Origin of the sequence: Pseudoduganella flava, from assembly GCF_007830495.1 — a bacterium.
GTDB classification, from domain to species: domain Bacteria; phylum Pseudomonadota; class Gammaproteobacteria; order Burkholderiales; family Burkholderiaceae_D; genus Rugamonas; species Rugamonas flava.
This window is the reverse complement of the sequence record NZ_VLKW01000002.1, coordinates 1-24,778: the sequence shown is the minus strand read 5'-3', so window position 1 is coordinate 24,778 and position 24,778 is coordinate 1. Positions and strand designations below refer to the sequence as shown.

The following is a 24,778-nucleotide window of genomic DNA, read 5'->3' as shown; positions in this document are numbered from 1 at the left end:
GCGTATCGCTATTTCAAGAGCCTGCCGACAGCGCTTTCTCAAGGAAGCGCCAGATGGCCGGATCCTGCATTGCGGCCACGTTCAGCCGCATGAACGTCGACGGCAGCTGGCTTGGCGAGAACAGGCTGCCGGGCGCCAGCAGGATGCCCTGCGCCATCGCCCGTTCGGCCAGCGCATTGGTGTCGCGGCCCGTGTCGACCCACACGAACATGCCGGCCGGCGGCGCCACCGGCACGGTCAGGCCGACCCGCTCCATCTGCCGCACGGTGCGGGCGCGCAGGCCGTCCAGCCGCGCGCGCATCCGCTCGGCATGCTTGCGATAGGCACCCTCGGACAGGATGCGGTGCACCGCGCGCTCGCCGATGTCGCTCGTCGTCAAGGTCTGCAGCATCTTGCGGTCGGCCAGCCTGCGCGCCAGCTCGGGCGACGTGGCGATGAAGCCCACCCGCAGGTTGGCCGCCATCGTCTTCGAGAAGCCGGACAGGTAGATCACGCGCTGCAGCTGGTCGAGCGCGGCCAGCCGGGTTGCCGGCTGCACCGTGCTGCCGGGGTGCAGGTCGCAATAGATGTCGTCCTCGACGATCATGAAGTCGTGCTCCGCCGCCAGGCGCAGCACCTGGTAGGCCTTCGCGGCGGACAGCGACGTCGAGCTGGGATTGTGCAGCACCGAGTTGATCACGTACAGCTTCGGCTTGTGCAAGGCCGCCAGTTCGGCCAGCCGCGCCAGGTCCGGGCCGTCCGGCAGCCGCGGCACGCCGATGACCCGTGCGCCCAGCGCAGCGAACGAGCCGAACATCAGGAACCAGGCGGGATCGTCGACGAGGATCGTGTCGCCGGGCCGCGTGAACTCGCGCGCGACGACGTCCAGCGCCTGCGTCACGCCGGCCGTCGTCACGAACTGCTCGGGCGCGGCGCCGATCTCCAGCTCCGCTAGCTTGCGCTGCAGCTGTTCGCGCAGCGGCAGGTAGCCTTGCGGCGTGCCGTAGTTCAGCAGGAAGTCGCCGTTCTGCCGCGCCACCGCGCGCAGCGCATTGGCCACGCTTGACGCATCGAGCCACTCGCTCGGCAGCACGCCCGTGCCGGGCATCTGCTGGTGCGGCATCTGGCAGAACATGTTCCGCACCAGCCAGACGACGTCCAGCGCCTGCGCGTTCTGCCCGTTCTGTGCTTCCTGCACGGCCGGTGCCGGGGCCGCGGCCGGGCCGGGCGCCGTCGCCCGGGCGCGGATGAAAAAGCCGGCGCCGCGCCGCGATTCCAGGTAGCCGCGCGCCACGAGCTTGTCGTACGCCGCGACCACGGTGAACGGCGACACGCCGTGGCTCTCGGCAAAGCGCCGGATCGACGGCATCCGGCTGCCGCTTTTCAGCACGCGCTCGTCGATGCGCGCGGCGACGGTGCGCACGATCTGGTCGGTCAGCGATTCGCCACCACCCCGGCTCAACGTCGGCGTATTGGTCATTTGTCCATCACAGTTATGCAGATCATGCGGGAAAGTGTATAGGCGCTGTACTGGTCACTTGCTCTACGATACACCCATCCCACCACGAAAGCCAAGCCATGACGCGCCTCCCCGACCTTGCCGACATCGAAGCCGCCGCCGCCACCGTGTACCAGGCGATGCCGCCCACCCCGCAATACAACTGGCCCCTGCTGGACGAGGCGCTGAGCACCCGGGCCTGGATCAAGCACGAGAACCATACGCCGATCGGCACGTTCAAGGCCCGCAGCGGGCAGGTGTACGTGCAGCGGCTGGCGCGGCGCCAGCCGGACATCCGCGGCCTCGTGTCGGCCACCCGCGGCAACCATGGCCAGGCGCTGGCGCTGGCCTGCCGCCGCGCCGGCGTGGCGCTGACGATCGTTGTCCCGCATGGCAACAGCGTGGAAAAGAACGCGTCGATGCGCGCGCTCGGCGCGCAGCTGATCGAGCATGGCGACGACTTCCAGGCCGCGCGCGAGCACGCGATCCTGCTGGCCGAACGCGACGCGCTGCAACTGGTGCCCTCGTACGGCCCGGACCTCGTCGCCGGCGTGGCCACCGGCTGGCTCGAACTGCTGCGCGCCTGTCCCGACGTGCGCACGGTGTTCGTGCCGATCGGCCAGGGCTCCGGCATCGCCGGTGCGGCCGCGGCGCGGCAGGCGCTGGACCGCGACGTGCGCATCATCGGCGTCGTCTCCGCGCAGGCACCGGCGGCACTGCTGTCGTGGCAGCAAAAGCGCGTCGTCGAGGCCGCGGTCGGGCCGACGATCGCCGACGGCGTCGCCTGCCGCGTGCTGCCGCAGGAAACCGTCGACGTGCTGGTGGAGCATGTGGATGACGTCGTCGCTGTCACCGAAGCCGAGGTCGCGGCGGCGATCCGGCTGTACTACCGGGCCACCCACAATGTCGCCGAAGGCGCCGCCGCCGCGGCGCTTGCCGCCGCGCTGCAACGCCGGGACGACCCGCGCGTGCGCGGCCGCGTGCTCGGGCTGCCGCTGACGGGATCGAACATCGATACGGCCGTGCTGCGCGGCGTGCTGGCCGAGGACTCGCCATGAGCGCGCCCGCCGTCACGCGCATCCCGACCGTCACGCGCAGCGCGGAGACGGGCGGCATGCTGCTGGGCCTTGCCGGCGTGGCGATCTTCAGCCTGACGTTGCCGTTCACGCGGCTCGCCGTGGCCGGCCTCGATCCGCTGTTCGTCACGGTGGGCCGGGCCGTCGTCGCCGCCTTGCTGGCCGCAGCCTGGCTGTGGTGGCAACGCGCGCCGCTGCCGGCGCGCGCCCAGTTGCCGGCGCTGGCGGGCGTGGCGTTCGGCTGCGTGCTGGGCTTCCCGCTGCTGACGTCGTTCGCGATGCGCACCTTGCCGGCGTCGCACGGCGCCGTCCTCGTCGGCATCCTGCCGCTCGTGACGGCGTTGTGTTCCGCGCTGCGCGGCCACGAGCGCCCGTCGGCCGGCTTCTGGTGCGCCGCCCTGCTGGGCTCGAGCCTCGTGATCGGCTTCGCGCTGTCGCAAAGCGGCGGCACCTTGCACCTGGCCGACGTGCTGATGCTCGGTGCCGTGCTGTGCGCCGGCATGGGCTACGCCGAGGGCGGCCGGCTGGCGCGCACGCTGGGCGGCACGCAGGTGATCGGCTGGGCACTGCTGCTGTCGCTGCCGGTCGCACTGCCGCTGACGATGTGGCAGTGCTGGCAGCACGGCGCCGCGCTCGCCGCCGCCAGTGCCGCCGCATGGGCGGGCTTTGCCTACACCGGTGTGTTCTCGATGTTCGTCGGCTTCGTGTTCTGGTACCGCGGCATGGCGCAGGGCGGCGTCTCCCGCGTCGGCCAGGTGCAGCTGCTGCAGCCGTTCCTGTCGCTGTTCGGCGCCGCGCTGGTGCTGGGCGAGCCGCTGCAGGCAACTCACCTGGGCTTCGCGCTGGCGGTGCTGGCCACCGTGGCGCTGGGCCGCCGGATGGCCGTGCGGCCCGGGAAGGTCTGAGGCGGGCGGAAGGCTCGCTGGCCCGCCCGCCAGGTCGTACAATACCGGTCTTGCCGCAACGGCGGCCGAACCGAATCATGGAGACGAAATGTCCGTTTACGAAAAACTGAAGTCGCTCGATATCACGCTGTCCGCGCCCGCCGCCCCGGTTGCCGCCTACGTCATGTACGTCCAGACGGGCAACCTGGTGTTCATCTCAGGCCACATCGCGAAGAAGCCGGACGGCTCCGTGTGGGCCGGCCAGCTGGGCAAGGACATCGCCACGGTCGAAGGCCAGCAGGCCGCGCGCGCCATCGCGATCGACCTGATCGGCACGCTGCAGGAAGCGTGCGGCGGCGACCTGAATCGCGTCAAGCGCATCGTCAAGGTGATGAGCCTCGTGAACTCGACGCCCGACTACACCGACCAGCACCTCGTCACGAACGGCTGCTCCGAACTGCTGGGCGAAGTGTTCGGCGAGGCCGGCAAGCATGCGCGCTCCGCCTTCGGCGTGGCGCAGATTCCGCGCGGCGCGTGCGTGGAGATCGAACTGATCGCCGAGATCGCATAAGCGCAGCGCCATCCAGATACACGGGCGGTGCCTACCCGGCGCCGCCCTTCATGAGCCGCCACAAGCGCGCTTGTCCGTGGTCGGGCGCCGCCCACCCTATTTCCGAGAGAGAGACGTATGAAAATCGAAAACCCCAACCCGATCCAGTGGCGCTTTTCCGAACGCGCCCAGCAGCTGCAAAGCTCGTTCATCCGCGAGATCCTGAAGATCACGCAGCAGCCGGAGATCATCTCGTTCGCGGGCGGCCTGCCGTCGCCGGCCACCTTCCCGGTGGACGTGATGAAAGCGGCGTTCGACAAGGTGCTGACCACCACGGGCAAGACCGCGCTGCAGTACGGGCCGACGGACGGCTACATGCCGCTGCGCCAGTGGATCGCCGATTCGCTCTCGAAGGACGGCGCGAAGATCGTGCCGGAACAGGTGCTGATGGTGTCCGGCTCGCAGCAGGCGCTGGACCTGCTCGGCAAGGTGCTGATCGACGAAGGCAGCCGCGTGCTGGTCGAGACGCCGAGCTACCTGGGTGCGTTACAGGCGTTCTCCGTGTACCGTCCGGAATTCGCGTCCGTGCAGACGGATGACGACGGCCTCGTGCCCGCGTCGATCGCTCCCGTCGCCGAGGGCGCGCGCCTGCTGTACTCGCTGCCGAACTTCCAGAACCCGACCGGCCGCACACTGTCGATCGCGCGCCGCCAGGAACTGGTGGAGACGTGCGCCCGCATCGGCCTGCCGCTGATCGAGGACGATCCGTACGGCGCGCTGTCGTACAGCGGCGCGCCGATGCCGAAGATGGTCGCGATGAACCCGGACGGCGTCATCTACATGGGTTCGTTCTCGAAGGTGCTGACCCCGGGCATCCGCCTGGGCTACGTCGTCGCCCCGCTGCCGCTGGTGCGCCGCCTCGAGCTGGCCAAGCAGGCGGCCGACCTGCACACCGCGCAGCTGACGCAGATGGTCGTGCACGAAGTGGTCAAGGACGGCTTCCTCGACCAGCACATCCCGACGATCCGCGAACTGTACGGCAACCAGTGCCAGGCGATGCTGGACGCGATGGCCGAGCACTTCCCGGCCGGCGCCACGTGGACCAAGCCGCAGGGCGGGATGTTCATCTGGGTCACGCTGCCGCAGCACATCAACGCGATGGAACTGCTGGACGAAGCGATCAAGCAAAAGGTCGCGTTCGTACCGGGCGCGCCGTTCTACGCGAACGAGCCGGAAACGAACACGCTGCGCCTGTCGTTCGTCACCGTGCCGCCGGAGCGCATCCGCCAGGGCATCGCGATCCTCGGCAAGCTGATCGCCACGCGCATGTAAGCGCCGCCCGCGCCGCGTCTGGCCTTTCCAATGCAAGTCGGAAAGGCTTTTTTCTTATGGGAACTGGAATCGTTACCGGGCGGCGTGGACGGGAGGTAACACTACGTCTCTTTTTGTCCAATGCAAACCTTTTTACAACCCTTTTTATATTTCCTAAAGGTATGATTTCAGCATAGTCATCTTGGAACAATGCCAGCATGGATCTACCTGGAAGTGTAGGCAACGCCGCGCGCGACTCAGGCCCGACCGGCCGGCGCGACGCGGCGATCCTGATCGTCGACGACGCTCCCGACAGCCTGGCCACGCTGCGCGCGCAGCTGGCCGCGCACGGATACCAGACGTTCGTCGCGCAGTCCGGCGAACGCGCGCTGGAGCTGGCACGGCGCGTGCACCCGGACCTGATCCTGCTCGACATCATGATGCCCGGCATGGACGGCTACGAGACGTGCCGCCAGCTGAAAGCGCATCCCGTCACGCAGCGCATCCCCGTGATCTTCGTCAGCGCGCGCACCGAGACGCACGACGTGGTGGCCGGCTTCGACCTGGGCGCCGTCGACTACATCCGCAAGCCGCTGTCGCTGGACGAGGTATGCGCCCGCGTGCGCACGCAGCTGCAGATCCGCGCCAGCAGCGAGACCCAGCAGGAGCAGGCGGAGCGGCTGCGCACGATCGTCGACAACATGGCCGAAGGCCTCTTGATCATCGAGGCGAACGGCCGCATCCAGTTTACCAATCCGGCCTGCGACCAGTACCTGGGCTATGGCGCGAACGAGCTGGCGGGCCGCTACATCGGGGACCTGCTCAATCCCCTCGTCGCTCAAGAGTACCTGGACTATTTCGCGCGCTACGCCGCCAACCCGACGGAGGCGCACAGCCACGGCACGCGCGAGGTGATCATCCGGCACAAGCACGGCCAGTCCGTCTGCATGGACCTGACGCTGACGCCGATGTTCCTGCGCCAGCCGCTGTTCATCGGCCTGCTGCACGACATCACGCACCACAAGCTGTCCGAGGATGCGCTGCAGCGCGCCGCGATGGTCGACCCGCTGACGAAGATCGCCAACCGGCGCCACTTCGACAGCTTCCTGGAGAAGGAATGGCAGCGCGCGCTGCGTACCGGCGCGCCGCTGTCGCTCGTCGTGCTCGACGTCGACCACTTCAAGCTGTACAACGACACGCTGGGCCATGCGGGCGGCGACGTATGCCTGCGGCAGGTCGCGCAGGCGATCGGCACGCATGCGCTGCGCGTGACGGACCTGGCGGCGCGCTACGGCGGCGAGGAATTCGTGCTGCTGTTTGCCGAAACGGACCTGGACGCCGCCGCCAACCTGGCCGAGTCGATCCGCGCCCACATCGAGGAGCTGCGCCTGCCGCACCCGAAGTCGCCGACGTCGGCCTGGATCACCGTCAGCATCGGCGTCGCCACGATGCACCCGACGCAGCTCGACAACATCGAAACGCTGTTCGTCGCAGCCGACCGGGCCATGTATGCGGCCAAGGAAGGCGGCCGCAATCAGGTGCGGGCGACACGGCCGGGCGACGACGGCATCGAGGCGTTGCGCACGCTGGCACACCGTTGACGACTGGGGTCAGCGGCGCTCCGGGTACCCCGTGATCGCCGCGATCTCCTCATACAGCGGCTGCAGCTGCCGGTACATCCGCAGGTACACGCGCCGGTACAACTGCTCGTAGATCCCGCTGTGCGCCGGGTCCGGCGTGAACGCGCGGCCGGGCCGCGTCATCGCCCCGATCGCCGTGGCAAAGTCCGCATGCAGCCCAAGCCCGACGGCCAGCGCGATCGCCGCACCGAGGCCCGACGTTTCGTACACGTGCGGGCGCACGGCCGGCAGGCCGAAGATGTCGGCCGTCAGTTGCATCGCCGCGTCGCTCTGCGAGCCACCGCCGGCCACGCGCAGCTGCGTGATGCGCGTGCCGCTGCGCCGCTCGATGCGCTCCTTGCCCTCGCGCAGCGCGTACGCCAGCCCTTCCAGGATCGCGCGGTACATGTGGGCTCGTGTGTGCACGTCGCCAAAGCCGATCATCGCGCCCTTCGCTTCCGGCCCCGGCACGCGCACGCCTGGGCTCCAGTACGGCTGCAGCATCAGGCCCATCGCGCCGGGCGGCACGGCCTCGACGAGCCGGTCGAACAGCGCTTCCGGCGCCACGCCCCGTTCCTGCGCGCACGCCTCTTCGCGGTCGCCGAACTGCTCCTTGAACCAGTTCACCATCCAGTAGCCGCGGAAGATCTGCACCTCGGTGCTGTACGCGCCCGGCAGCGCGGCCGGATACGGCGGGATGAACGGCGTGACCTCGACGTATTTCGGGGTGGTCGTGTTGATCGTTGCCGTGGTGCCGTACGACAGGCAGCCGATGTGCGGCGCCAGGCCGCCGGCGCCGATCACCTCGCAGGCCTTGTCGGCCGCCGCGGCGACCAGCGGCAGGCCGGCCGGAATGCCGGTCGCCGCGGCCGCCGCCGGCGTCACGGTGCCGATCACGGTGCCGGGCGGCGCCAGCTCGGGCAGCATGTCCGGCCGCAGCGCGAGCGCCTGCCACTTCCAGTCGCGCGACGCCGCCCAGCGGTGGCGGCGGTAGTCGAACGGCACGTAGCCGACCTGCGAACCGGTCGAATCGACGAAGCGGCCGCACAAGCGCCAGTTCAGGAAACCGGACAGCAGCAGGAACTTGTGCGTGCGCCGCCACACGTCCGGCTGGTGCGCGGCGATCCAGTTGATCTCCGCCTCGCGCTGGAAGTAGCGCACGGTGCGGTCCACGCGCGCGAGCCGGAATGCCGCGCGCCACAGTGGCCCCAATGGCGGCACCTGGTCCGTGCGGCGCTGGTCCAGCCACGTGATCGCGGGCCGCAACGGCTTGCCGTCGGCATCGACGTTGACGACGGTGCCCCGCTGCGTCGTCACCGCCACGCCCGCAACACGGGCGCGCAGCGCCGGTTCCGCCTCCCACAGCTGGCGGCAGGCCGTGCAGACGGCTTGCCAGTAGCCTTCCGCATCGTGTTCGGCCCAGCCGGGCTGGATCGCGAAGTATGGTTGCAGCGGCACCTGGCTTTTCGCCAGCAGGTTGCCGGCCAGGTCGAACAGCAGCGCGCGCACGCTCTGCGTGCCGTTATCGATCGCGAGCAAGCAGGATTCCGGCATGGGCATCAGGGAGTGCGGCGGCGTGCCGGCAGGCTGTGGTGGGATGCGCATAATGCCAGATACGCGGCGTGTTCGGACGCCCAGCGCGCATCGCTCCAGCCCAGCTCCGGCTTGCAGATCGCCCGTACCCGCGCCAGCACGTGGGCGCCGCCGCCGTCGCGCAGCAGGATGCCCAGGCGGGTACGGCGCAGCAGCAGGTCGTCCAGGTGCCGCACGGCTTCATGGCGGGCGGCCCAGCGCAGCTCGGCCCACAAGGTGTCGGTGCCGGCGATCGTCTCCAGTTCGTCGTCCGCGGCCGCACCGACCAGGGCCGCCGCGTGCGCGCCATAGCGGCCGGCCAGCCGGCGCGCCTGGCCCGGCGGCAGGCGGCGGTCGCCTGGCGGTGCGACGGGCGCGAACACGGGCCCGGGAGCGAGATCCGCATGCCAGCCGGGCAGCGCGGGACGGGCCGCGCGCAGCACGTCCAGCGCCATCGCGCGGAACGTCGTCAGCTTGCCTCCCGTGACCGTCAGCATGCCGTCGTCGCGCCACAGCGCATGCTCGCGCGCTTCCTTCGACGGGTCGGCGGCGCCGGTGCCCACGCCGGTGCCCGCGATTGGGCGCACGCCGGCAAACGTGGCGATCACGTCGTCTTCGCCGAGCCCCAGCGTGGGGAATTGCCAGCGCAGCGCGGCCAGCAGGTAATCCGCTTCCGCCTGCGTGATCGACGGCTCGCGGGCCAGGTCGCCGGCGTGGTCGAGGTCCGTCGTGCCCACCAGGGTCGCGCCTTCCCACGGGAACGCGAACACGGGCCGGCCGTCGGCCGGGTGCATCAGGCTGACGGCCTGCGCCAGCGGCAGGCGCCACGCCGGCAGCACGAGGTGGCTGCCGCGCAGCGGCCGGATGCGGCGCGGGCCGGGCCGCAGCGCATCGGCCGCGGCGCCGGTGGCGTTGACGATCAGCCGCGCACGTACCGTCGCGCTGCCGCCGCCGGCCTGGTCGCTGAGCAGCGCACGTCCACCATCGGCCTGGGTGACGGCCACGTAGTTCAACGCCGTGCCGCCGAGGCGCTGCGCTTCCTGCAGCACGCGCAGCACGAGACGGGCGTCGTCCGTGCGCGCATCGCGATAGCAGATGCCGCCGCGCAGGCCGGCCGTCGCGATGCCCGGCGCCAGCGTGAGGAACTCGTCGCGCCCGTGCCAATGGCGCGCGCGCTGGCCCGCCATCCGGTCGTACAGCGCAAGGCCCAGCAGCAGCGCGTGCCGGCCCGGCTTGCGCCCCGCATAGGCGCCGAGCGCGAAGCCGAGCGGTTCGACGAGGCCGGGCGCGCCCGCCAGCAAGGCCTCCCGCTCGCGTACCGCTTCGCGCGTCAGCGCAAAGCGCCCTTCCTTCAGGTAGCGCAGGCCGCCGTGCACGAGCTTGGACGAGCGGCTCGACGTGCCCCACGCGAAGTCGCGCCGCTCGACCAGCAACGCCTTCAGGCCGCGGCGCGCCGCTTCCAGCAGCACGCCGGCACCCGTGATGCCGCCGCCGACGACCAGCAAGTCCCACTGCTGCGCCAGCACGCGATCGAGGTCGCGCGGCCCGGGGCTCCAGTGCGCGCCGTTCATCCCCCCTCCTCCATCAGCAGCTTGCCCGGATTGCAGAGGCCCTGCGGATCGAAGTGCGTCAGCACGGCGCGCAGCGCGGCGATGCCGGCCGCGCCTTTCTCCGCTGCCAGCCAGGGCGCGTGATCCGTGCCCACGCCATGCTGGTGGCTGATCGTGCCGCCCCCATCGACGATCGCCCCGCTCGCGGCATCCTTCACCGCGCGCCAGCGCGCCATGTCCGCGTCGAAGTCGCCGGCCAGCCGCCACACGAACGTCGTGTACACGCTGGCCCCTTGCGGATAAACGTGCGATAGATGCGTATAGGCATGCAGCGGTTCGCCTGCGGCGCCCAGCGCCTGCCGCGCCGCCGCTTCGATGGCCGTCATCATGTCCGTCACGCCGCCCCAGCCGACGGCCGTCTCGACGGTGTCGATCGCATAGCCATGCCGCCACGCCGTGTTGCGCAGGTAGACGTTGCGAAAGCGGCCCTGGCGCCATTTGTCGCCCAACCTGCTGCCCACGTGCACGCCTCCATGTGCGCGGCAAGCGGCCAGCGCCTGGCGCAGCGCATGGCGCACCTGCGCGCGGCTGCCGCTGGCACCGACCAGCAGCATGCACTTGCCGGTGCCGCAGCCGCGCAACCGCAACCACGCCTGCAGCAGGCCGACGGCGCGCGCATGGCCGGCCAGCGCCAGCATCGTCTCCGTCTCCACCGCGTTTGACAGCCGCAGCAGCGACAGGCCCGTGGTCCTCTGCGCCTGCGCCAGCGTGCGCGCAGCGCCGATGGCGGCCTCCCAATCCGCGAAGAACACCGCGTGGAATGCCTCCCGCTCCGGCAGCGGGGAAACCCGCACGGTGGCCTCGGTGATCACGCCGATCCGTCCTTCCGAGCCCAGTACGAGTTCACGCAGGTCCGGGCCGGCCGCGGAGGCGGGAAAGGCGGGAATGCGCAGCGTGCCGCCGAACGTTTCCACGGTGCCGCCCGCGAACAGCTGCTCGATGCGGCCGTAGCGCAGCGACTGCTGGCCGGACGAGCGCGTGGCGATCCAGCCGCCCAGGGTAGAGTACTCGAACGATTGCGGATAGTGCCCCAGCACATAGCCGTGCGTGCGCAGCTGCGCCTCCAGGTCCGGGCCCAGCACGCCCGCCCCGAACGTGGCCAGCTGCGCAGTGCTGTCCAGCGCCAGCAGGCGGCGCATGCGCGTCATGTTCACCGCCAGCACGGCGCGGCCGTCGGGCACGGACAAATGGCCCGCCACGCTGGTGCCGCCGCCATGGATAATGAGTGCGATGCCATATGCACGCGCGTAATCGAGCAGCTCGCGCACGTCGCCCGTCCCTTCCGGGTACGCGACGCCGTCCGGCACCGGGCCCACGCGGCCGTAGCGCAGCCGCAGCCAGTCCGGCAGGCTCTGGCCGTGAGCATGGCGCACACGCGTGGCGGCATCGGTGACGACCAGCCGGTGCGGCGGCAGGCGGCTTGCAGGCACCTCGGCACACACCGCTTCGAACGTCGCATCCGGAAATGGCGTCCCTGCCCCCAGCCGGCCGGCGAGAAACGCCAGCGCGCCCTCGTGCAGCACGTGCTCGACCGCCTCGTCGCCCCAGCCGTTCCATCTGCGCATTGCCGCTCCCCGTGCTTGTGAGTCTCGTGATTGCTATACTGCCGCAGCTTACGCCGCCAACCTCCAACGGTCTTGCGCATTCATGACAACCGTCTTGTTCGAACACGCCAGCGCGGCCGGCACGACCCCGCGCGTCGCCGGCTCCTACCTGCAACCGCTGCTGGAAACGGCGGCCGCGCGCGGCGTCGATGCGGCCGCGCTGGCCGCGCAGGCGGGCTTGCCGGCTGGCGCGCTGGCCCCGCTGCCCGATCACTTGCCGGCCGATGCCTATCCCGGCCTGCTGGACGCCGGCGCCGCGCTGACGGGCGATCCGCATTTCGGCCTGCACGTGGGCGAGCGGGTGCGGCCCGGCACCTACACGGTGTACGGCATGATCCTCTTGAGCTGCCGCGATATCGGCCAGGTGTTCGAGCAGACGTTGCGTTACGAAGCGCTGGCGCATGACCTGGGCCGCTCCACGCTGACCGTCGACGGCGCCGAGGCGCACTATCGCTGGCACAGCGCCGGCGCGCCGCACCGCCACCTGATCGACAGCGTATTCGCCGGCATCCGCGTGTTCGGCAACTGGCTGACGGGCGCCGACCTGCCGGCCAACGCGCTGGAGCTGGTCCACGATGGCGGCGATCCCGCCGGCCATGCGGAGTACGTGCGCGTGTTCGGCACGCTGCCCCGCTTCGGCGCCGCCGGCAACGCGGCCCGCTTCGACGCGGCGCTGCTGGCATTGCCGGTGCCGAACGCGGATACGAGCCTGTACCCGCTGCTGCGCCAGCATGCCGATGAACTGCTGCGGTTGCGCCAGGTGCCGGCCGTGACGGCGCAGGTGCGCGCTGCGCTGACGGCGAACCTGGCCCATGGCGGCGCGAAGCTGGCAGCGATCGCCACGCAACTGGCGGTCACGCCGCGCACGCTGCAACGCAAGCTGGCCGACGCCGGCACCAGCTTCCAGCAGGTGCTGGACGGCGTGCGCTTCGACCTCGCGCGCGGCTACCTGGCGCGGCCGGAACTGTCGCTGGTGGATATCGCATTCCTGCTGGGCTATGGCGAACAGAGTGCGTTCAGCCATGCGTTCCGCGACTGGGCCGGCGTCACGCCGGGCGCTTACCGCGAGGCGCTCAGATGTCCTGCGTCGGTATCCTGACCAGCGGGCCGATGCACGCGCGCGTGTTGCGGTCGCGGCACATCAGCAACTGGTCGCCGGATGGATGGAACAGGATGAACGCCGGCATCGCCTGCCCCGGCTGGGTGACCTGGCCGGCGCAATCGCGCTTGCCGTTGTCCTTGACGATGCGGTTGACGGACGCGTAGAAACCGTCCGCGCCCGGCTCGTCGTCGATCTGGAATTCCGCCTCCGCCACTTCCTCGGCACTGGTGATGCGGGCATGGCCGTCGCGCCCGATGCGGTAGATTTCGACGCAGGCGTCATCGAGCTCGAGGCGCCACGCGCCGACGATCGGATGGTCCGCGCGCAGCGGCGCGGCGCTGGCGGAAGAGACGGCGGCAAGGTGGCACGCGGCAAGCGCGGCAACGGCGCAATACGGCAATATCTTCATGATGACTCCCGCAGGCAGAGGGCCCAGTATAGCGCCGTCGCGCCGGCGCCATTTTCCCCTTGCCAGCCGGCGTTACGGCGTTTGCCCGCGCGGCGCCTCGGCCGCTTCCTTCAGGTAGGCCAGGCCCTGTTCGAAATCGGGACCGGCCATCTGGTCGGCGCTGGCGAACACGCCGATGAGCTTCAGCACGAACGGGCTGTCGCCGGACATCGTCCACGTGACGAGCGTGCCCTCGGGCCGCGGCTGCAGCACGAAGCGCACGTCGTTATGGGCCTTGAACGGCTTGACGAAATCCAGCGCGATCGCCAGCGTGGTGGGCGGGCGGCTCGCCACGATCTCCATGCGGCCCTGGCCCACGTCGTCGTTGCCGTTCCACGCGTAGACGGCGCCCGGCCCTTTCGGCGGCCCGCTGAACGTGCGCCGCATCGCCGGATCGAGCCGTTCCCACGGCGACCACACGGGCCACTGGTGAAAGTCGTCCAGGTAGCCGAACACCTTCTCCGGCGGCGCCTTGACCAATGCGCTGCGCTCGACCCGGAACGTCGCGGGTTGCAGCAGCGCGAGGCCGACGACGATGGCGACGATGACGATGAATGCGAGCAGGACCCTCTTCCACATGACGCTCTCCTGACGTTGCGGGACGGGTCAAGGCTAGCACGGGCTGCGCGGCAGTCAAGCCGCGTTCCCACACGTGCGCGCCGCCGTCGTTCCGGCAGCTCATTCGATAAGGTCAAGCAGGCGTACGCCGAGCAGCAGCCGGACAAACAAGTCCGCCACCACATAGGCCCCCAGCAGGCCGGGAATCAGCGCAACCAGCGCCAGCGGGGATTTAGCGCGGAAGAAATACACGGCGCAGCCGGCCGCCAGCAAGCCCGAGGCGATCGTCGCAATGAACACCACCAGGTAGGTCGGCGTGCTCAGCAGGCTGAGCGACAGCGCGAGAAAGCCCGCCGCGACGGCGAGGCCGAGTGTCAGGTATGGCAAGCTGATCATATTTCCCACCTATGACGAAAATATTCAGGTAGTCGATCGCAATACCGCTGTCTTGAGTCGTTGTTTATAAAAGCCGGCGCCGGGCATTCAAACCACGCGAGCTTGTCTTGGACATTTTCGCAGCCGCCAGGGGCGCCCATCGATCAATACATCTTCGTCGATCCAGGTGCCCGACGCAAGCGCCATTGCTGCTCAACCATGCCGCGATGCGACAGGCGTCGGCATTCTCGCACACACCGTTTCGGATGGCGTTTCAATTAATCCGCGACTTTTATCGGACGACGCACGGAGATTTTGATGGCAATACCCGGGAGTATCACGGCCGCGCATGCGGATTATTTGCCACGGCCGATGGCGGCAAATACGAAACACCGGCATGGCCGGCTGTAACGCGACCACTCATTGCGACTACTCATTGCGACCACTCATCGCAACCATTAGCGCAACCATGCGGAGTTCGTTCGACGATTTGCTATTTGGCTTCGGGATACAGCACGACCTGCACGTAGTTTTCAAAGTCGAAATAACGCCGCGCGGCCGCCTGCACGTCCGCCGCCGTCAGCGCGGCAACGCGCTGCTCGTACTCGAGGAACCTGCCGGGCGGGTCGCCATTCAGCCGCGCCGTCTGCAGCTCGCTGAGCCAGTAGCCGTTCTCGCGCAGCGCGCGGCGCTGGTTCGTCAGCCAGTTCTGCTTTACCTTGGCCAGGTCGTCCGCGTCCGGCCCGGCCTCCTGCAGCTTGCGGATCTCCGCGAACGCGGCGGCGATGACCTTGTCCACGTTCTCCGGGCCGCACGGCATGCCCAGGCCCACCGTGTAGTGGGCATACGGCAGCCGCGCGACCGCGCCGCTGGCGCCACCGCCGTAGATCAGGCCGAGCTGCTCGCGCAGCACCTCGGTCAGCTTGAGGTTCAGCACCTCGACGAGCGCCTGCATGCGCATCTGTTCCGCCAACGAGAATTCCGTGGTGCCGGTAAACGTGATCGACACATTGCTCTTGGCTTCCTTGCCGCGGCGGACTTCCTTCCTGACGACGCCGCGCACGGGCCGCACGCCCAGGTCGCGGTAGGCGACCGGAATGTCCGGCGTCGGCAGCGATCCGAGCCAGGTGGCGACGAGCGGCCTGACCTTGACGGGATCGAAGTTGCCGACGAGGAGGAACACCATGCCCTTCGCACTCGCGAAGCGCTCGCGGTAAACCTGCTGCACGCGGTCGAGCTGCACCTTGTCGAAGTCCTCCGGCCGCGGGGCACGGGGCACGCGTGGATTGTCGCCGTACAGCGCGGCGCGGATGGCTTCGGCGAATTCCGCTTCCGGCCGCGCCAGCGCATTGCGCGCCAGGTCGCGCTGGCGGCCAACGAAGGAGTTGAACAGCGCCTCGTCGCGGCGCGGCTGCGTCATCTTCAGCCAGGTCAGTTGCAGCAACGTCTCCAGGTCGGCGCTGCCCGCGCTGCCGCCCACGCCTTCGGTCAGTTCGCCCAGCACGGCGCCAGCCGTGACGCTCTTGCCGGCCAGGACCTTCTGCAAGTCCGCCGGCGCGTAGTTCGCCACGCCCATCTGCGCCGCCAGCGCGCCGGCATAGCGGGCATTGAACACGTCCTCCACGCCGAACAGCGACTGGCCGCCGAAGCGTACGGCGCTCATCAGCACCTGGTCGTTGCGGAAGTCGGTGGGTTTCAGCACCACCTTGACGCCGTTCGACAACGTCAGCTCCGTGGTGCCGAGCACCTTGTCTTCCGTCTCGGCGACGATGCGGCCCGGTGCGGGCGGCTTGTCGACCAGGCTGGTGGCATAGGCCTTGTCCGCGCGCGCCGTCACCGGCACCTTGCGGGCTGTATCGATGGCGGCCAGCAGATCGGCCGCCGCCGGCGCCGGGGTGTCCTTCAGGCTGCCCATCAGGATCACGAGCTTCTTGTCGTCGAACGGAATGGCCTGGCGCACGGCGGCGTTCACCTCGTCCAGCGTGATGCCGGGAATGAGCGCCTGGGCATACGCGTACTCGTTCTCGATGCCCGGCATCGGCTCGCCTTCGAGGAAGTTGCGCACGTACTCCGCCACGAAGGCGCCGGAGTCGGACTTGTCGCGCTCCGCGTACATGCGCTCGTAATTGCGCAGCATGGTGCGCTTGGCCCGTTCCAGTTCCGACGGCGTGAAGCCGAACTGGCGCGCCCGTTCATCCTCCTGCACCAGCGCGTTCACGGCCGGCACGTAGCCGCCCTTGCCCAGCAGCGCCGAGATCGAGAACGAGCGGTGGCCGCGCACCACCTTGCCCATGCCGCTGCCGCCCTGGATGAACGGCGGGTCGGCCTGCTGCGTCAGCTCGATCATCCGCTGGCTCAGCATCATGCCGTACAGCTTCTCGACGAGGTCCTTGCGGTAGCCGCCATACGTCGGGTCTTCCGCGTGCGGCACGATCGGATAGCGGATGTACAGCACGTCCGCGGCGGCCTCGCGGTCGGTGATCACGAGCCCTTCGGATACCTTGCGCTCGGGGATCGCCGCGTACTCGCGCGGGCGCGGATTGTCCGGGTTCTTCAGCTTGCCGAAGTGCGCCTTGATCAGCTTTTCCGCTTCCTGCGGGTCGATGTCGCCCACCGCGATCACCGCCATCAGGTCGGGCCGGTACCAGTCCTGGTAGAAGCGCCGGATCGCTTCCGGCTTGAATGTGCGCAGCACGTCGGCCTTGCCGATCGGCAGGCGCTCGGCATAGCGCGAGCCGTTGAACAGTTTCGGCAACAGCACCTGGTTCATCCTGTCGTTGGCACCGCGGCCGAGCCGCAGCTCTTCCAGGATGATGGGGCGTTCGCTGTCGATGTCGGCGTCGTTGAACGTGATGCCGTGGGCCCAGTCCTCCAGCACCAGGAAGCCCTTCGCCACCGCCTCCTTCGAATCGGTGGGAATCGGCAGCATGTACACCGTCTCGTCGAAGCTCGTGTAGGCGTTCAGGTCCCGGCCGTACTTCACGCCGATCGATTGCAGGTAGGAGATCAGTTCATGGCGCTTGAAATGCGTGGAGCCGTTGAACGCCATGTGCTCGGTGAAGTGCGCCAGGCCGCGCTGGTCGTCGTCCTCGAGGATCGAACCGGCCTTCACGACGAGGCGCAGCTCGAGCCGCTTCTCCGGACGGGCATTCTTCTGGATGTAGTACGTGAGCCCGTTGGGCAGCCGGCCCACCTTCGCGTACGGCGCGACGGGCAGCGTGTCGCCCGGTGCCGGCAGCGGCGCGGCCTCGGCCAGCAGCGCCACGCCGAGCAAGGCCGTTGCGGCAGCGAGTCTGAGGGTGGTGAGCTTCATGGCGCGGGTCCGGACGGTGGAAATGCGCCACGATACACCAGAACCGCAAAGCCCTGCTACAATCGCCCCGCCCGTCGCATGGTGCGACGGGTTCAATCAATACGTCTTCGGGGCGGGGTGAAATTCCCCACCGGCGGTATGGCTTCCACGAAGCCGAGCCCGCGAGCGCCCACCGCATGCGGTGGGGTCAGCAGACCTGGTGCGAGGCCAGGGCCGACGGTATAGTCCGGATGAAAGAAGATGTACGCACCCGTGTGCCCCGGCACCCGGGTTCTCTCGTGCTGGCCACGTGCGGCGTCCTGCCGCCCGTGCCGGCGCGTGCGTAGCGTTTGCCCTGATGCGTTTTTCGCCATGCGAGGAGCGTTTCAATGTCTGTTCAAGAAGTTACCACCCCTATCTGTCCCACCGATCTCGACGCCCGTATCGACGCCGCGCTCGACGCGATGCGCGCCGGCGTGCCGGTGATCCTGCTCGACGACTTCGACCGCGAGAACGAGGCCGACCTGATCGTCGCCGCCGACAAGCTGACCGTCGAGACGATGGCCCTGTTGATCCGCGAATGCAGCGGCATCGTGTGCCTGTGCCTGACGGCGGACCGCGTGCGCGAGCTGCAGCTGCCGCCGATGGCGGCGGAGAACGGCAGCCGCTACGGCACGCCGTTCACCGTGTCGATCGAAGCGCGCCACGGCGTGACGACGGGCGTTTCCGCGGCCGACCGCGTGACGACGATCCGCGCCGCCACCGCGGCCGATGCGCGGCCGGAAGACCTGGTGCGGCCCGGCCACGTGTTTCCGCTGCGCGCGTCGCCCGGCGGCGTGCTCGCGCGTGCCGGCCACACGGAAGGTTCCGTCGACCTCGCGATCATGGCGGGCCTGAACCCGGCCGCCGTGCTGTGCGAGTTGATGAACCCGGACGGCACGATGATGCGCGGCGACGCGATCGATGCGTTCGCCCGCGAACACGGCATGCCGATCCTGACGATCGCCGAGATGATCGAGTGGCGCAAGCGCCACGGCTGAAGGTGCCTGCTTGCCCGATTACTCGGTGACGAGGGCCGGCGCGGCGGCACGCGCCGGCTGCACGTTGTGGAACACGGCCAGCCACGCAATCGCATAGCCGATGGCGAAGGCCGCGTAGGCGATCGTCAGGCGCAGTTCCCACGCCTCGACGGCATGCAGCACGGTTCCCGCGGCGGCCACGCCAAGCAGTGCGCCGACCTGGCGGTTGGCGTTCAGCGCAGCACCGGCGGCGCTCGCATGGGCCTTGCCGCCGGCCTGCATCACCGTCGACGTCATCGCCGGAATCGCGAAGCCGATCGCGAGGAACATCAGGGTGCCGCCCGCAACGACGAGCCACGGCGGCGTGGCGCCCCCCGCCTGCATCAGCAGGAAAGCGGCGAGCGCGCCGCCCCCCATCCCCACCAGCAGCGGCAGGCGTGCGCCCCGTGCCGCGATGACGCGGCCGGACAGCACGTTCGACACGCCCGCCGCCGCCGTCATCGGCAGGATCGCCAGGCCGGTGCCGAGCGCGCCGATGCCATGCGCCTGCTGCAGCAGCAGGCTGACGACGAACAGGTGGCCGAACGAGCCGAAGTTGATCGCCAGCCCCGTCAGCACGCCGGCACGGAACGGCGGCAGCGCATACAGCGCGCGCGGCAGCACCGGCTGCGCGCTGGCCCGTTCGCGCTGCACCAGCAGCACCGCCGCCAGCACGGCGCCGGCCAGCGCCGCGGCGACGGGCAGAGAAGTCCATCCCAGTACCGGCCCTTCGATCAGCGCGAATGCCAGCGCGCCCAGCGCGGCCACGCCATAAAAGTGCGTGACGATGCCCAGCGGCCGGTCGTGCGGCGCGGGCGCCGGGGCCCTGGCCTGCGCCAGCGCGATGCCCAGCACACCCAGCGGAACATTCATCCAGAAGATGCTGCGCCAGCCGAACGTTTCGACGAGCACGCCGCCGGCCAGCGGGCCGATGGTGGCCGCCGCGCTGACGATCGCGGCCCATACGCCGAACATCTTCGCGCGGCGGCGCTCGTCGTCCTCCGCGTGGGTCAGCAGCGCGAGGGAGCTGGGCATGAACAGCGCCGCGCCGCAGCCCTGCAGCAGCCGGGCCCAGACCAGCGCGGCGCCGGAAGGCGCCAGTGCGCACAGCGCGGAACCCAGCACGAACACGGCGAGGCCGCCCTGGTAGGTCTGCTTCGGGCCGAGGCGGTCGGCCAGGCCGCCGCCGGCCAGCAGCAGCGCGGCGAACGTCAGCGTGTAGCCGTCGACGACCCAGACCAGGCCGTCCAGCGGCACCTGCAGGTCGGCGGCGATGTGCGACAGGGCCGTGTTCACGGCCGTCACGTCGATCATCGCCATCACGAAACCGATGGCGAGGGTGAACAGCAACATGGGCACTCCTGTGAAGATAACAATGACGGGAAGGCATCGTAGCCCCCTTGCCTGATGCGGTAAAGACGCATATCATCAGCGCCGTGATGCAAAAATGCATCATGGTCCGTATCGGGGAGGCAGGATGGATTGGGACGACGCCAGGATCTTCCTGGGGATCTACCGCGCCGGCACGCTGCGCGGCGCCGCGGCTCGCCTTGGCATCGACCAGGCGACGGCGGGCCGTCGCCTGGCGGCGCTGGAGACGGCGCTGCACGCGAAGCTGTTCCTGCGCACGCCCGGCGGCTATGTGCCGACGCCGGCCGGCGAGGCGGCGGCCCGCTCGGCCGAGAAGATGGAGCAGGCGGCGCACCAGCTCGAGCGCGAGATGCAGGGCATCGACCACCGGCTGTCCGGCGTCGTGCGGCTCGCGACGACCGACACGATGGCGCAGCATTTCGTGCTGGACGCGCTGCGCCTCCTGCATGAACGGCACCCGGACATCCGCGTGGTGCTCCACACAACGACAACCGTATCCAACCTGACCCGGCGCGAGGCCGATTTGGCCGTGCGCACGCTGAAACCCACCGACCCGGACCTTGTCTCGCGCCACCTGGCCAACCGCGCCTCCGGGCTGTACGCCAGCACCGCCTACCTGCAGCGGTGCGGCATGCCGGACGGTGGCCTGGCCGGGCACGACCTGCTGATCTACCACGCTTCGGTGGCGCCGCGCCAGGCGAGCCACGTGGCCGGCATGCCGGTGGCCGGTGCGCGCGTCGCGCTGGAGGTCAACACGGGGCTGATGCTGCTGGAGGCGGCGCGCCTGGGCATCGGCATCGCCGAGCTGCCGATCCATATGGCCGAGCAGGACCCGCGGCTGGTGCGCATCTTCCCGGGCAAGGAGCACCGCTACGACATGTACCTGGTGATGCACGGCGACCTGGCGCGCAGCGCGCGCGTGCGGGCGGTGGCGGACGCGATCGTCGAATCGGTGCCATGACGATGCGCGCGGGATGCTAAGATCACAATATGATCACCCATGCATCGCTTTTCCCCGCGCTGACACGGCTGCACCGCTCCACCATCGTATGGCTCACCAGCTGGTGGCGCCTGCTGCAGTTCGCGGCGCTGATCCTGGCCCGGGGCGTCCACCCGTCCACGTACCGGCGCGACAACCGCGCCAACCTGGCCAGCCACCTGGTGACCGGCACGGCGCCGAACCTCGTGTGGTTCTGCGTGCTGTCCGCGCTGATCAGCCTTGTCATCATCCGCATCGTCGTCGTCACGGCGCTGTCGTACGGCCTGTCCGGCTACGCGCTGGAGATGGTCGTGCGCGTGCTCGTGCTGGAGCTGATCCCGCTGACGGCCGCCCTGTTCGTCGCGCTGCGCAGCACGTTGCCGGCCGGGGTGGAGTTCGCGCAGCGCCGGCTCGCGGCGGCCGCCGCGGCACCGCAGGGATCGGCCGGGCCGGCCGTCAGCGCGGGGGAAGCGCTGCGGCGCGAGTTCTTCCCGCGCGCCGCGGCCGGCATCTTCGCCGTGTGGCTGCTGGCCGCCGTCAGCTGCATCCTGACGCTGGTGCTGGCCTATCTCGTCATCTACGGCTTCACGCCGTATGCGCTGCCGGGCTATACCCGCGTCGTCGGCCAGATCTTCAATCCGGCCGTGTCGCTGATCCTGCTGCTGAAGATCGGCTTCTTCTCGCTGGCCGTCGGCATCATCCCGCTGGCGTCGTCGTACTACGATGCGGCGGCCAACCCGTTCGCGGCGCGGCTGCGCGTGACGCACGGGCTGGCCGACATGGTGCGGATGTTCTCCGTGCTGCTGCTGATCGAAGCCGCCTCCCTGATGGGCAACTACTACTGAAACACATGACCGATACGACGACTCCCCCCGCCCCTGCCGAGCCGGCGCCGGTGCGCAACGCCGAACTGAAGGCGGCTCTGCTCCTGATCCTGATGGTGGTACTGATCGCCGGCGCGGCGCTGTACCTGATGTATGCGCGCGGCGCGTTCGAGGCCACGCAACGCGTCGTGCTGACGGCCGACGACTCGGAAGGCGTGGCCGTCGGCATGGACGTCACGTTCGCCGGCTTCCCGATCGGGCGCGTGCGTAGCATCGAGCTGTCGCGCGAAGGCAAGGCGCGCGTGCTGGTGGACGTGCCGAAGAAGGATGCGCACTGGCTGCGCACGAGCAGCATCTTCACCTTGGAAAAAGGCATCGTCGGCGGCGCCAAACTGCGCGCGTTCACCGGCATCCCCACCGACCCGCCGCTGCCGGAAGCGGCCGAGCGCCCGCTGCTGGTGGGCGACGTGGCCGCCGAGATTCCGCGGCTGCTGTCGGCCGCGCAGGAGATCCTCGCCAACGTCTCGGCGCTGACGTCGCAGGACTCCGCGCTCGGCATGAGCCTGAAGAACGTGCAGGGCGTCACCGAGAAGCTCAATGGTCCGGGCGGCGCGATGGGCCTGATCGCCGGCGAAGACCAGAAGGCGCGCGAGCTGCTGGCCAACGCGAACGCGCTGATCGTGCGCGCCGACCGGCTGGTGGGCAATGCCGATGCGAAGGTCTTTGGCGACAAGGGCGTCGCCAACGATGCGCAGGCGGCGATCGTGCAGCTGAACGGCCTGCTGGCCGATGCGCGGCAAAGCCTGAAGAAGATGGATGCGGTGCTGGAAGAGGCGCAGGCGGTCGGCAAGAACGCCCGCGTCGCAACGGAAGACCTGGGCGCACTGCGCGCCGACATCGACAGCAACCTGCGCAAGATCGAACAGCTCGTCAACGAGATCAATCGCAAGTGGCCGTTCAAGCGCGAGACGGAGATCAAGCTGCCATGAAACGACTCGCCCTGCCCCGCGCCGCCGCCGCTGCCGCTGCCGTTGTTGTCCTGTGTGCGCTGTCCGCCTGCAGCAGCGGGCCGCCGGTGCCCGACTGGAAGATGAACGCGCAAAGCTCGCTGGAGCGCACGACGGCCGCCTACATGGACGGCCGCGACCTGATCGAGAAGACGGAGTTCGCGCGCGCCCGCGACCAGATCGCCGCGACCGGCAAGATCGACCTCGTCATCCGCGCCGAATTGATCCGCTGCGCCGCGCGCACCGCCGCGCTGGTGTTCGACGACTGCGCCGGCTTCGACGCGCTGCGGGCCGATGCGACACCGGCGGACGTCGCCTACGCGAACTACCTGGCCGGCCGCGCCACCCCGGCCGACGCGGCGCTGCTGCCGGAACCGCAGCGCGCCGTCCACGCGGCCGGCTCCGACCAGGCCGCGGCAAGCGCCGTCAAAGGCATCGCCGACCCGCTATCGCAACTGGTCGCCGCCGGTGCGCTGTTCAAGGCAAACCGCGCGACGCCGGAGCTGATCGCCCAGGCGATCGACACGGCATCCGACCAGGGCTGGCGCCGCCCGCTGCTGGCGTGGCTGAACGTCCAGGCCCTGCGCGCGGAAAAAGCCGGCGATCCCACCGAAGCGGCCCGCATCCGCCGCCGCATCGCCCTCGTCGGAACCCGCTAAAACATTTCCCAGAATCGGGGTCAGACCCCGTTTTTGAGAAACATTTCCCAAATCCGGGGACTGTCCCTCGATTCAGGAAATATTTCCGAAAACGAGGGACAGTCTGAGATAGCCCGGATTCCGTAGACAGTCTAATTTGGCATCGCGTGCCGTTTTTCGACTTCGATTGGACTGCGGTAGCCCAGCGTTTGGTGGGGCCGCCGCAGATTGTAGTACAGCTCGATGTAATCGGAGATTTCGGCGATGGCTGCTGCTCTGGTGGCGAAGATGCGGTGACGGGTTAGTTCGTTCTTCACTGTGGAAAACCAGCTCTCCACCACGGCGTTGTCGTGGCAGTTGCCGCGCCGGCTCATGCTTGGTCGTACGCCGTGCTCCTCGAGCATGGTGCGGTAGTCCTTCGACCCATACACGGAGCCTTGGTCGGTGTGGCAGATCAGTCCTGCGGCCGGCTGACGCTGATCAAATGCCATTATCATGGCCGCAATTGGCAGGTCTGCATTCTGTCGAGCGCTCATCGCCCAGCCGACGACACGACGCGCAAACAGGTCCAGCACAATGGCTAGATGCAGCCATCCTTCGCGCGTGTTGATGGTCGTGATATCGGCGGCCCAGACTTTGTTCGGCATCGGCACCATAAACGCTCTCTTGAGCAAGTCTGGGGCTGGTGGCTCTGTATGCTGATGGGCGTGCATGACTCGGAACTTGGCTTTGCGCGACGCTTCAATACCGTCGAGTCGACGTAGGCGTGCCACCTGATGCTTGCCACAGTCAATTCCTTCCCCCTTCAGGACCTTCCAAGTCTTCACCGCACCAAGAGCTTGGCGATGTGATTGATGGATGCGCAGGATGTGTGCGCGCAGAGCTTGATCTTCCTGGCTGCGCTGGCTCGGCAGCCGTTGTTGGGAGGCGTAGAAGCCGCTCCGACTGACCCGTAGCGCCCGGCACAGCGCCTTCACCGGGTACCGCTTCCTGTACTTTTCAATACACGCGTACTTTACCGCTTCATCCGCTTCAAGTACACGTCGAACTTTTTTAGGATTTCGAGCTCCTGCTTGGCATTGGCAAGCTCGCGCCGCAGGCGCACTACCTCGTCTTCCTCGCTTGCCGGTTTGCGCCCGCGCGCATTGAAACTGCCTTCCGTGCCTTTCTGCTCCAGCGTCTTTGCCCACTTGTACAGCTGGTTGCGCCTGATCCCCAGCTCCAGGGCCAGCGACTCGGCACTCTGCTTGCCGTCCTTCAGGCGAGCGACAGCGGCGATCTTGAATTCTTTGGTATAGACAGAACGATGCTGCCGCTCGGCGGCGGCATCTTCCGTTGGGGTATTGGATGGTTTGATTGTCATGGATTCCTCAAGACGTATTGTCTCTTGTTTAGGATGTCCACGAAACCCGGACCACCTCAG

22 protein-coding genes and 1 riboswitch are annotated in these 24,778 nt (G+C 68.9%); of the genes, 11 read left to right on the top strand and 11 right to left on the bottom strand.

The window, feature by feature from the left end; translation table 11 throughout:
• Positions 1-13: 13 nt before the first annotated feature.
• Positions 14-1,459: an aminotransferase-like domain-containing protein gene (locus IP92_RS04420; protein ID WP_145873346.1), complete on the bottom strand. Its 1,446-nt coding sequence runs from the start codon at positions 1,457-1,459 to the stop codon at positions 14-16.
• Positions 1,460-1,557: 98 nt separating this feature from the next.
• On the opposite strand from IP92_RS04420, the gene IP92_RS04415 reads away from it, so the two are divergent.
• The 5 genes from IP92_RS04415 to IP92_RS04395 all read left to right on the top strand — a co-directional run bounded on the left by IP92_RS04415 (position 1,558) and on the right by IP92_RS04395 (position 6,899).
• Positions 1,558-2,535 carry a threonine dehydratase gene (locus IP92_RS04415; RefSeq protein WP_145873345.1) on the top strand — a complete coding sequence of 326 codons (978 nt, stop codon included), beginning with the start codon at positions 1,558-1,560 and terminating at the stop codon, positions 2,533-2,535.
• Positions 2,532-3,458, top strand: a complete 927-nt coding sequence (locus IP92_RS04410) for a DMT family transporter (RefSeq protein ID WP_229418627.1) — start codon at positions 2,532-2,534, stop codon at positions 3,456-3,458. The genes IP92_RS04415 and IP92_RS04410 overlap by 4 nt, the downstream gene beginning before the upstream one ends.
• A gap of 88 nt (positions 3,459-3,546) precedes the next feature.
• On the top strand, positions 3,547-4,008 hold the full coding sequence (locus tag IP92_RS04405) for a RidA family protein (RefSeq protein ID WP_145873344.1): 462 nt from the start codon (positions 3,547-3,549) through the stop codon (positions 4,006-4,008).
• A gap of 117 nt (positions 4,009-4,125) precedes the next feature.
• The gene (locus tag IP92_RS04400; RefSeq protein WP_145873343.1) at positions 4,126-5,319 is read left to right on the top strand and encodes an aminotransferase-like domain-containing protein; all 1,194 of its coding nucleotides are present in this window, start codon (positions 4,126-4,128) and stop codon (positions 5,317-5,319) included.
• A gap of 197 nt (positions 5,320-5,516) precedes the next feature.
• Complete coding sequence (locus IP92_RS04395; RefSeq protein WP_145873342.1) at positions 5,517-6,899, top strand: diguanylate cyclase domain-containing protein; 1,383 nt, start codon at positions 5,517-5,519, stop codon at positions 6,897-6,899.
• Between the two features lie 9 nt (positions 6,900-6,908).
• Here IP92_RS04395 and IP92_RS04390 read toward each other — a convergent pair whose 3' ends face one another.
• The 3 genes from IP92_RS04390 to IP92_RS04380 are packed head-to-tail and all read right to left on the bottom strand — an operon-like array spanning position 6,909 to position 11,664.
• Complete coding sequence (locus IP92_RS04390) at positions 6,909-8,471, bottom strand: FGGY-family carbohydrate kinase (protein ID WP_145873341.1); 1,563 nt, start codon at positions 8,469-8,471, stop codon at positions 6,909-6,911.
• Positions 8,472-8,476: 5 nt separating this feature from the next.
• On the bottom strand, positions 8,477-10,060 hold the full coding sequence (locus IP92_RS04385) for a glycerol-3-phosphate dehydrogenase/oxidase (protein WP_145873340.1): 1,584 nt from the start codon (positions 10,058-10,060) through the stop codon (positions 8,477-8,479).
• Entirely contained in the window at positions 10,057-11,664 is a 1,608-nt protein-coding gene (locus tag IP92_RS04380; RefSeq protein WP_145873339.1) for an FAD-binding oxidoreductase, read from the bottom strand. Before IP92_RS04380 ends, IP92_RS04385 begins: the two co-directional genes overlap by 4 nt.
• An 82-nt stretch (positions 11,665-11,746) precedes the next feature.
• On the opposite strand from IP92_RS04380, the gene IP92_RS04375 reads away from it, so the two are divergent.
• Complete coding sequence (locus IP92_RS04375) at positions 11,747-12,802, top strand: AraC family transcriptional regulator (RefSeq protein ID WP_145873338.1); 1,056 nt, start codon at positions 11,747-11,749, stop codon at positions 12,800-12,802.
• Here the strand turns inward: IP92_RS04375 and IP92_RS04370 are convergent.
• From IP92_RS04370 to IP92_RS04355, 4 genes are all read right to left on the bottom strand, one after another.
• A complete protein-coding gene (locus tag IP92_RS04370; RefSeq protein ID WP_229418626.1) occupies positions 12,777-13,214 on the bottom strand; it encodes a hypothetical protein in 438 nt (145 codons plus the stop codon). The genes IP92_RS04375 and IP92_RS04370 overlap by 26 nt on opposite strands.
• A gap of 72 nt (positions 13,215-13,286) precedes the next feature.
• A complete protein-coding gene (locus IP92_RS04365; RefSeq protein ID WP_145873337.1) occupies positions 13,287-13,832 on the bottom strand; it encodes an SRPBCC family protein in 546 nt (181 codons plus the stop codon).
• Between the two features lie 99 nt (positions 13,833-13,931).
• On the bottom strand, positions 13,932-14,207 hold the full coding sequence (locus tag IP92_RS04360; RefSeq protein ID WP_145873336.1) for a hypothetical protein: 276 nt from the start codon (positions 14,205-14,207) through the stop codon (positions 13,932-13,934).
• A gap of 472 nt (positions 14,208-14,679) precedes the next feature.
• Positions 14,680-17,499: a M16 family metallopeptidase gene (locus tag IP92_RS04355; RefSeq protein ID WP_145873335.1), complete on the bottom strand. Its 2,820-nt coding sequence runs from the start codon at positions 17,497-17,499 to the stop codon at positions 14,680-14,682.
• Positions 17,500-17,598: 99 nt separating this feature from the next.
• A riboswitch (FMN riboswitch) is annotated at positions 17,599-17,745 on the top strand.
• Between the two features lie 122 nt (positions 17,746-17,867).
• Here IP92_RS04355 and ribB point away from each other — a divergent pair.
• Entirely contained in the window at positions 17,868-18,518 is a 651-nt protein-coding gene (gene ribB / locus IP92_RS04350) for a 3,4-dihydroxy-2-butanone-4-phosphate synthase (RefSeq protein WP_145873334.1), read from the top strand.
• An 18-nt stretch (positions 18,519-18,536) separates the two neighbouring features.
• On the opposite strand, the gene IP92_RS04345 is transcribed toward ribB, so the two are convergent.
• Positions 18,537-19,889, bottom strand: coding sequence for an MFS transporter (locus IP92_RS04345; RefSeq protein WP_145873333.1), 1,353 nt, complete (start codon positions 19,887-19,889; stop codon positions 18,537-18,539).
• Between the two features lie 124 nt (positions 19,890-20,013).
• Here IP92_RS04345 and IP92_RS04340 point away from each other — a divergent pair, with 124 nt between their 5' ends.
• From IP92_RS04340 to IP92_RS04325, 4 genes are read left to right on the top strand one after another with little or no spacing between them, the layout of a single operon-like run.
• Positions 20,014-20,868 (top strand): LysR family transcriptional regulator, encoded by an 855-nt coding sequence (locus IP92_RS04340; protein WP_145873332.1) that lies wholly within the window; start codon positions 20,014-20,016, stop codon positions 20,866-20,868.
• A gap of 29 nt (positions 20,869-20,897) precedes the next feature.
• Positions 20,898-21,731, top strand: a complete 834-nt coding sequence (locus IP92_RS04335; protein WP_145873331.1) for an MlaE family ABC transporter permease — start codon at positions 20,898-20,900, stop codon at positions 21,729-21,731.
• Positions 21,732-21,736: 5 nt separating this feature from the next.
• Positions 21,737-22,699 carry an MlaD family protein gene (locus IP92_RS04330; protein ID WP_145873330.1) on the top strand — a complete coding sequence of 321 codons (963 nt, stop codon included), beginning with the start codon at positions 21,737-21,739 and terminating at the stop codon, positions 22,697-22,699.
• Positions 22,696-23,376, top strand: coding sequence for a hypothetical protein (locus IP92_RS04325; protein ID WP_145873329.1), 681 nt, complete (start codon positions 22,696-22,698; stop codon positions 23,374-23,376). Before IP92_RS04330 ends, IP92_RS04325 begins: the two co-directional genes overlap by 4 nt.
• A 131-nt stretch (positions 23,377-23,507) precedes the next feature.
• Here the strand turns inward: IP92_RS04325 and IP92_RS04320 are convergent, their stop codons facing one another.
• Together IP92_RS04320 and IP92_RS04315 are read right to left on the bottom strand one after the other, a co-directional pair.
• Positions 23,508-24,359 (bottom strand): IS3 family transposase, encoded by an 852-nt coding sequence (locus IP92_RS04320; protein WP_229418681.1) that lies wholly within the window; start codon positions 24,357-24,359, stop codon positions 23,508-23,510.
• An 11-nt stretch (positions 24,360-24,370) separates the two neighbouring features.
• On the bottom strand, positions 24,371-24,778 hold a 408-nt coding region (locus IP92_RS04315), incomplete at its 5' end, for a transposase (RefSeq protein WP_206752513.1).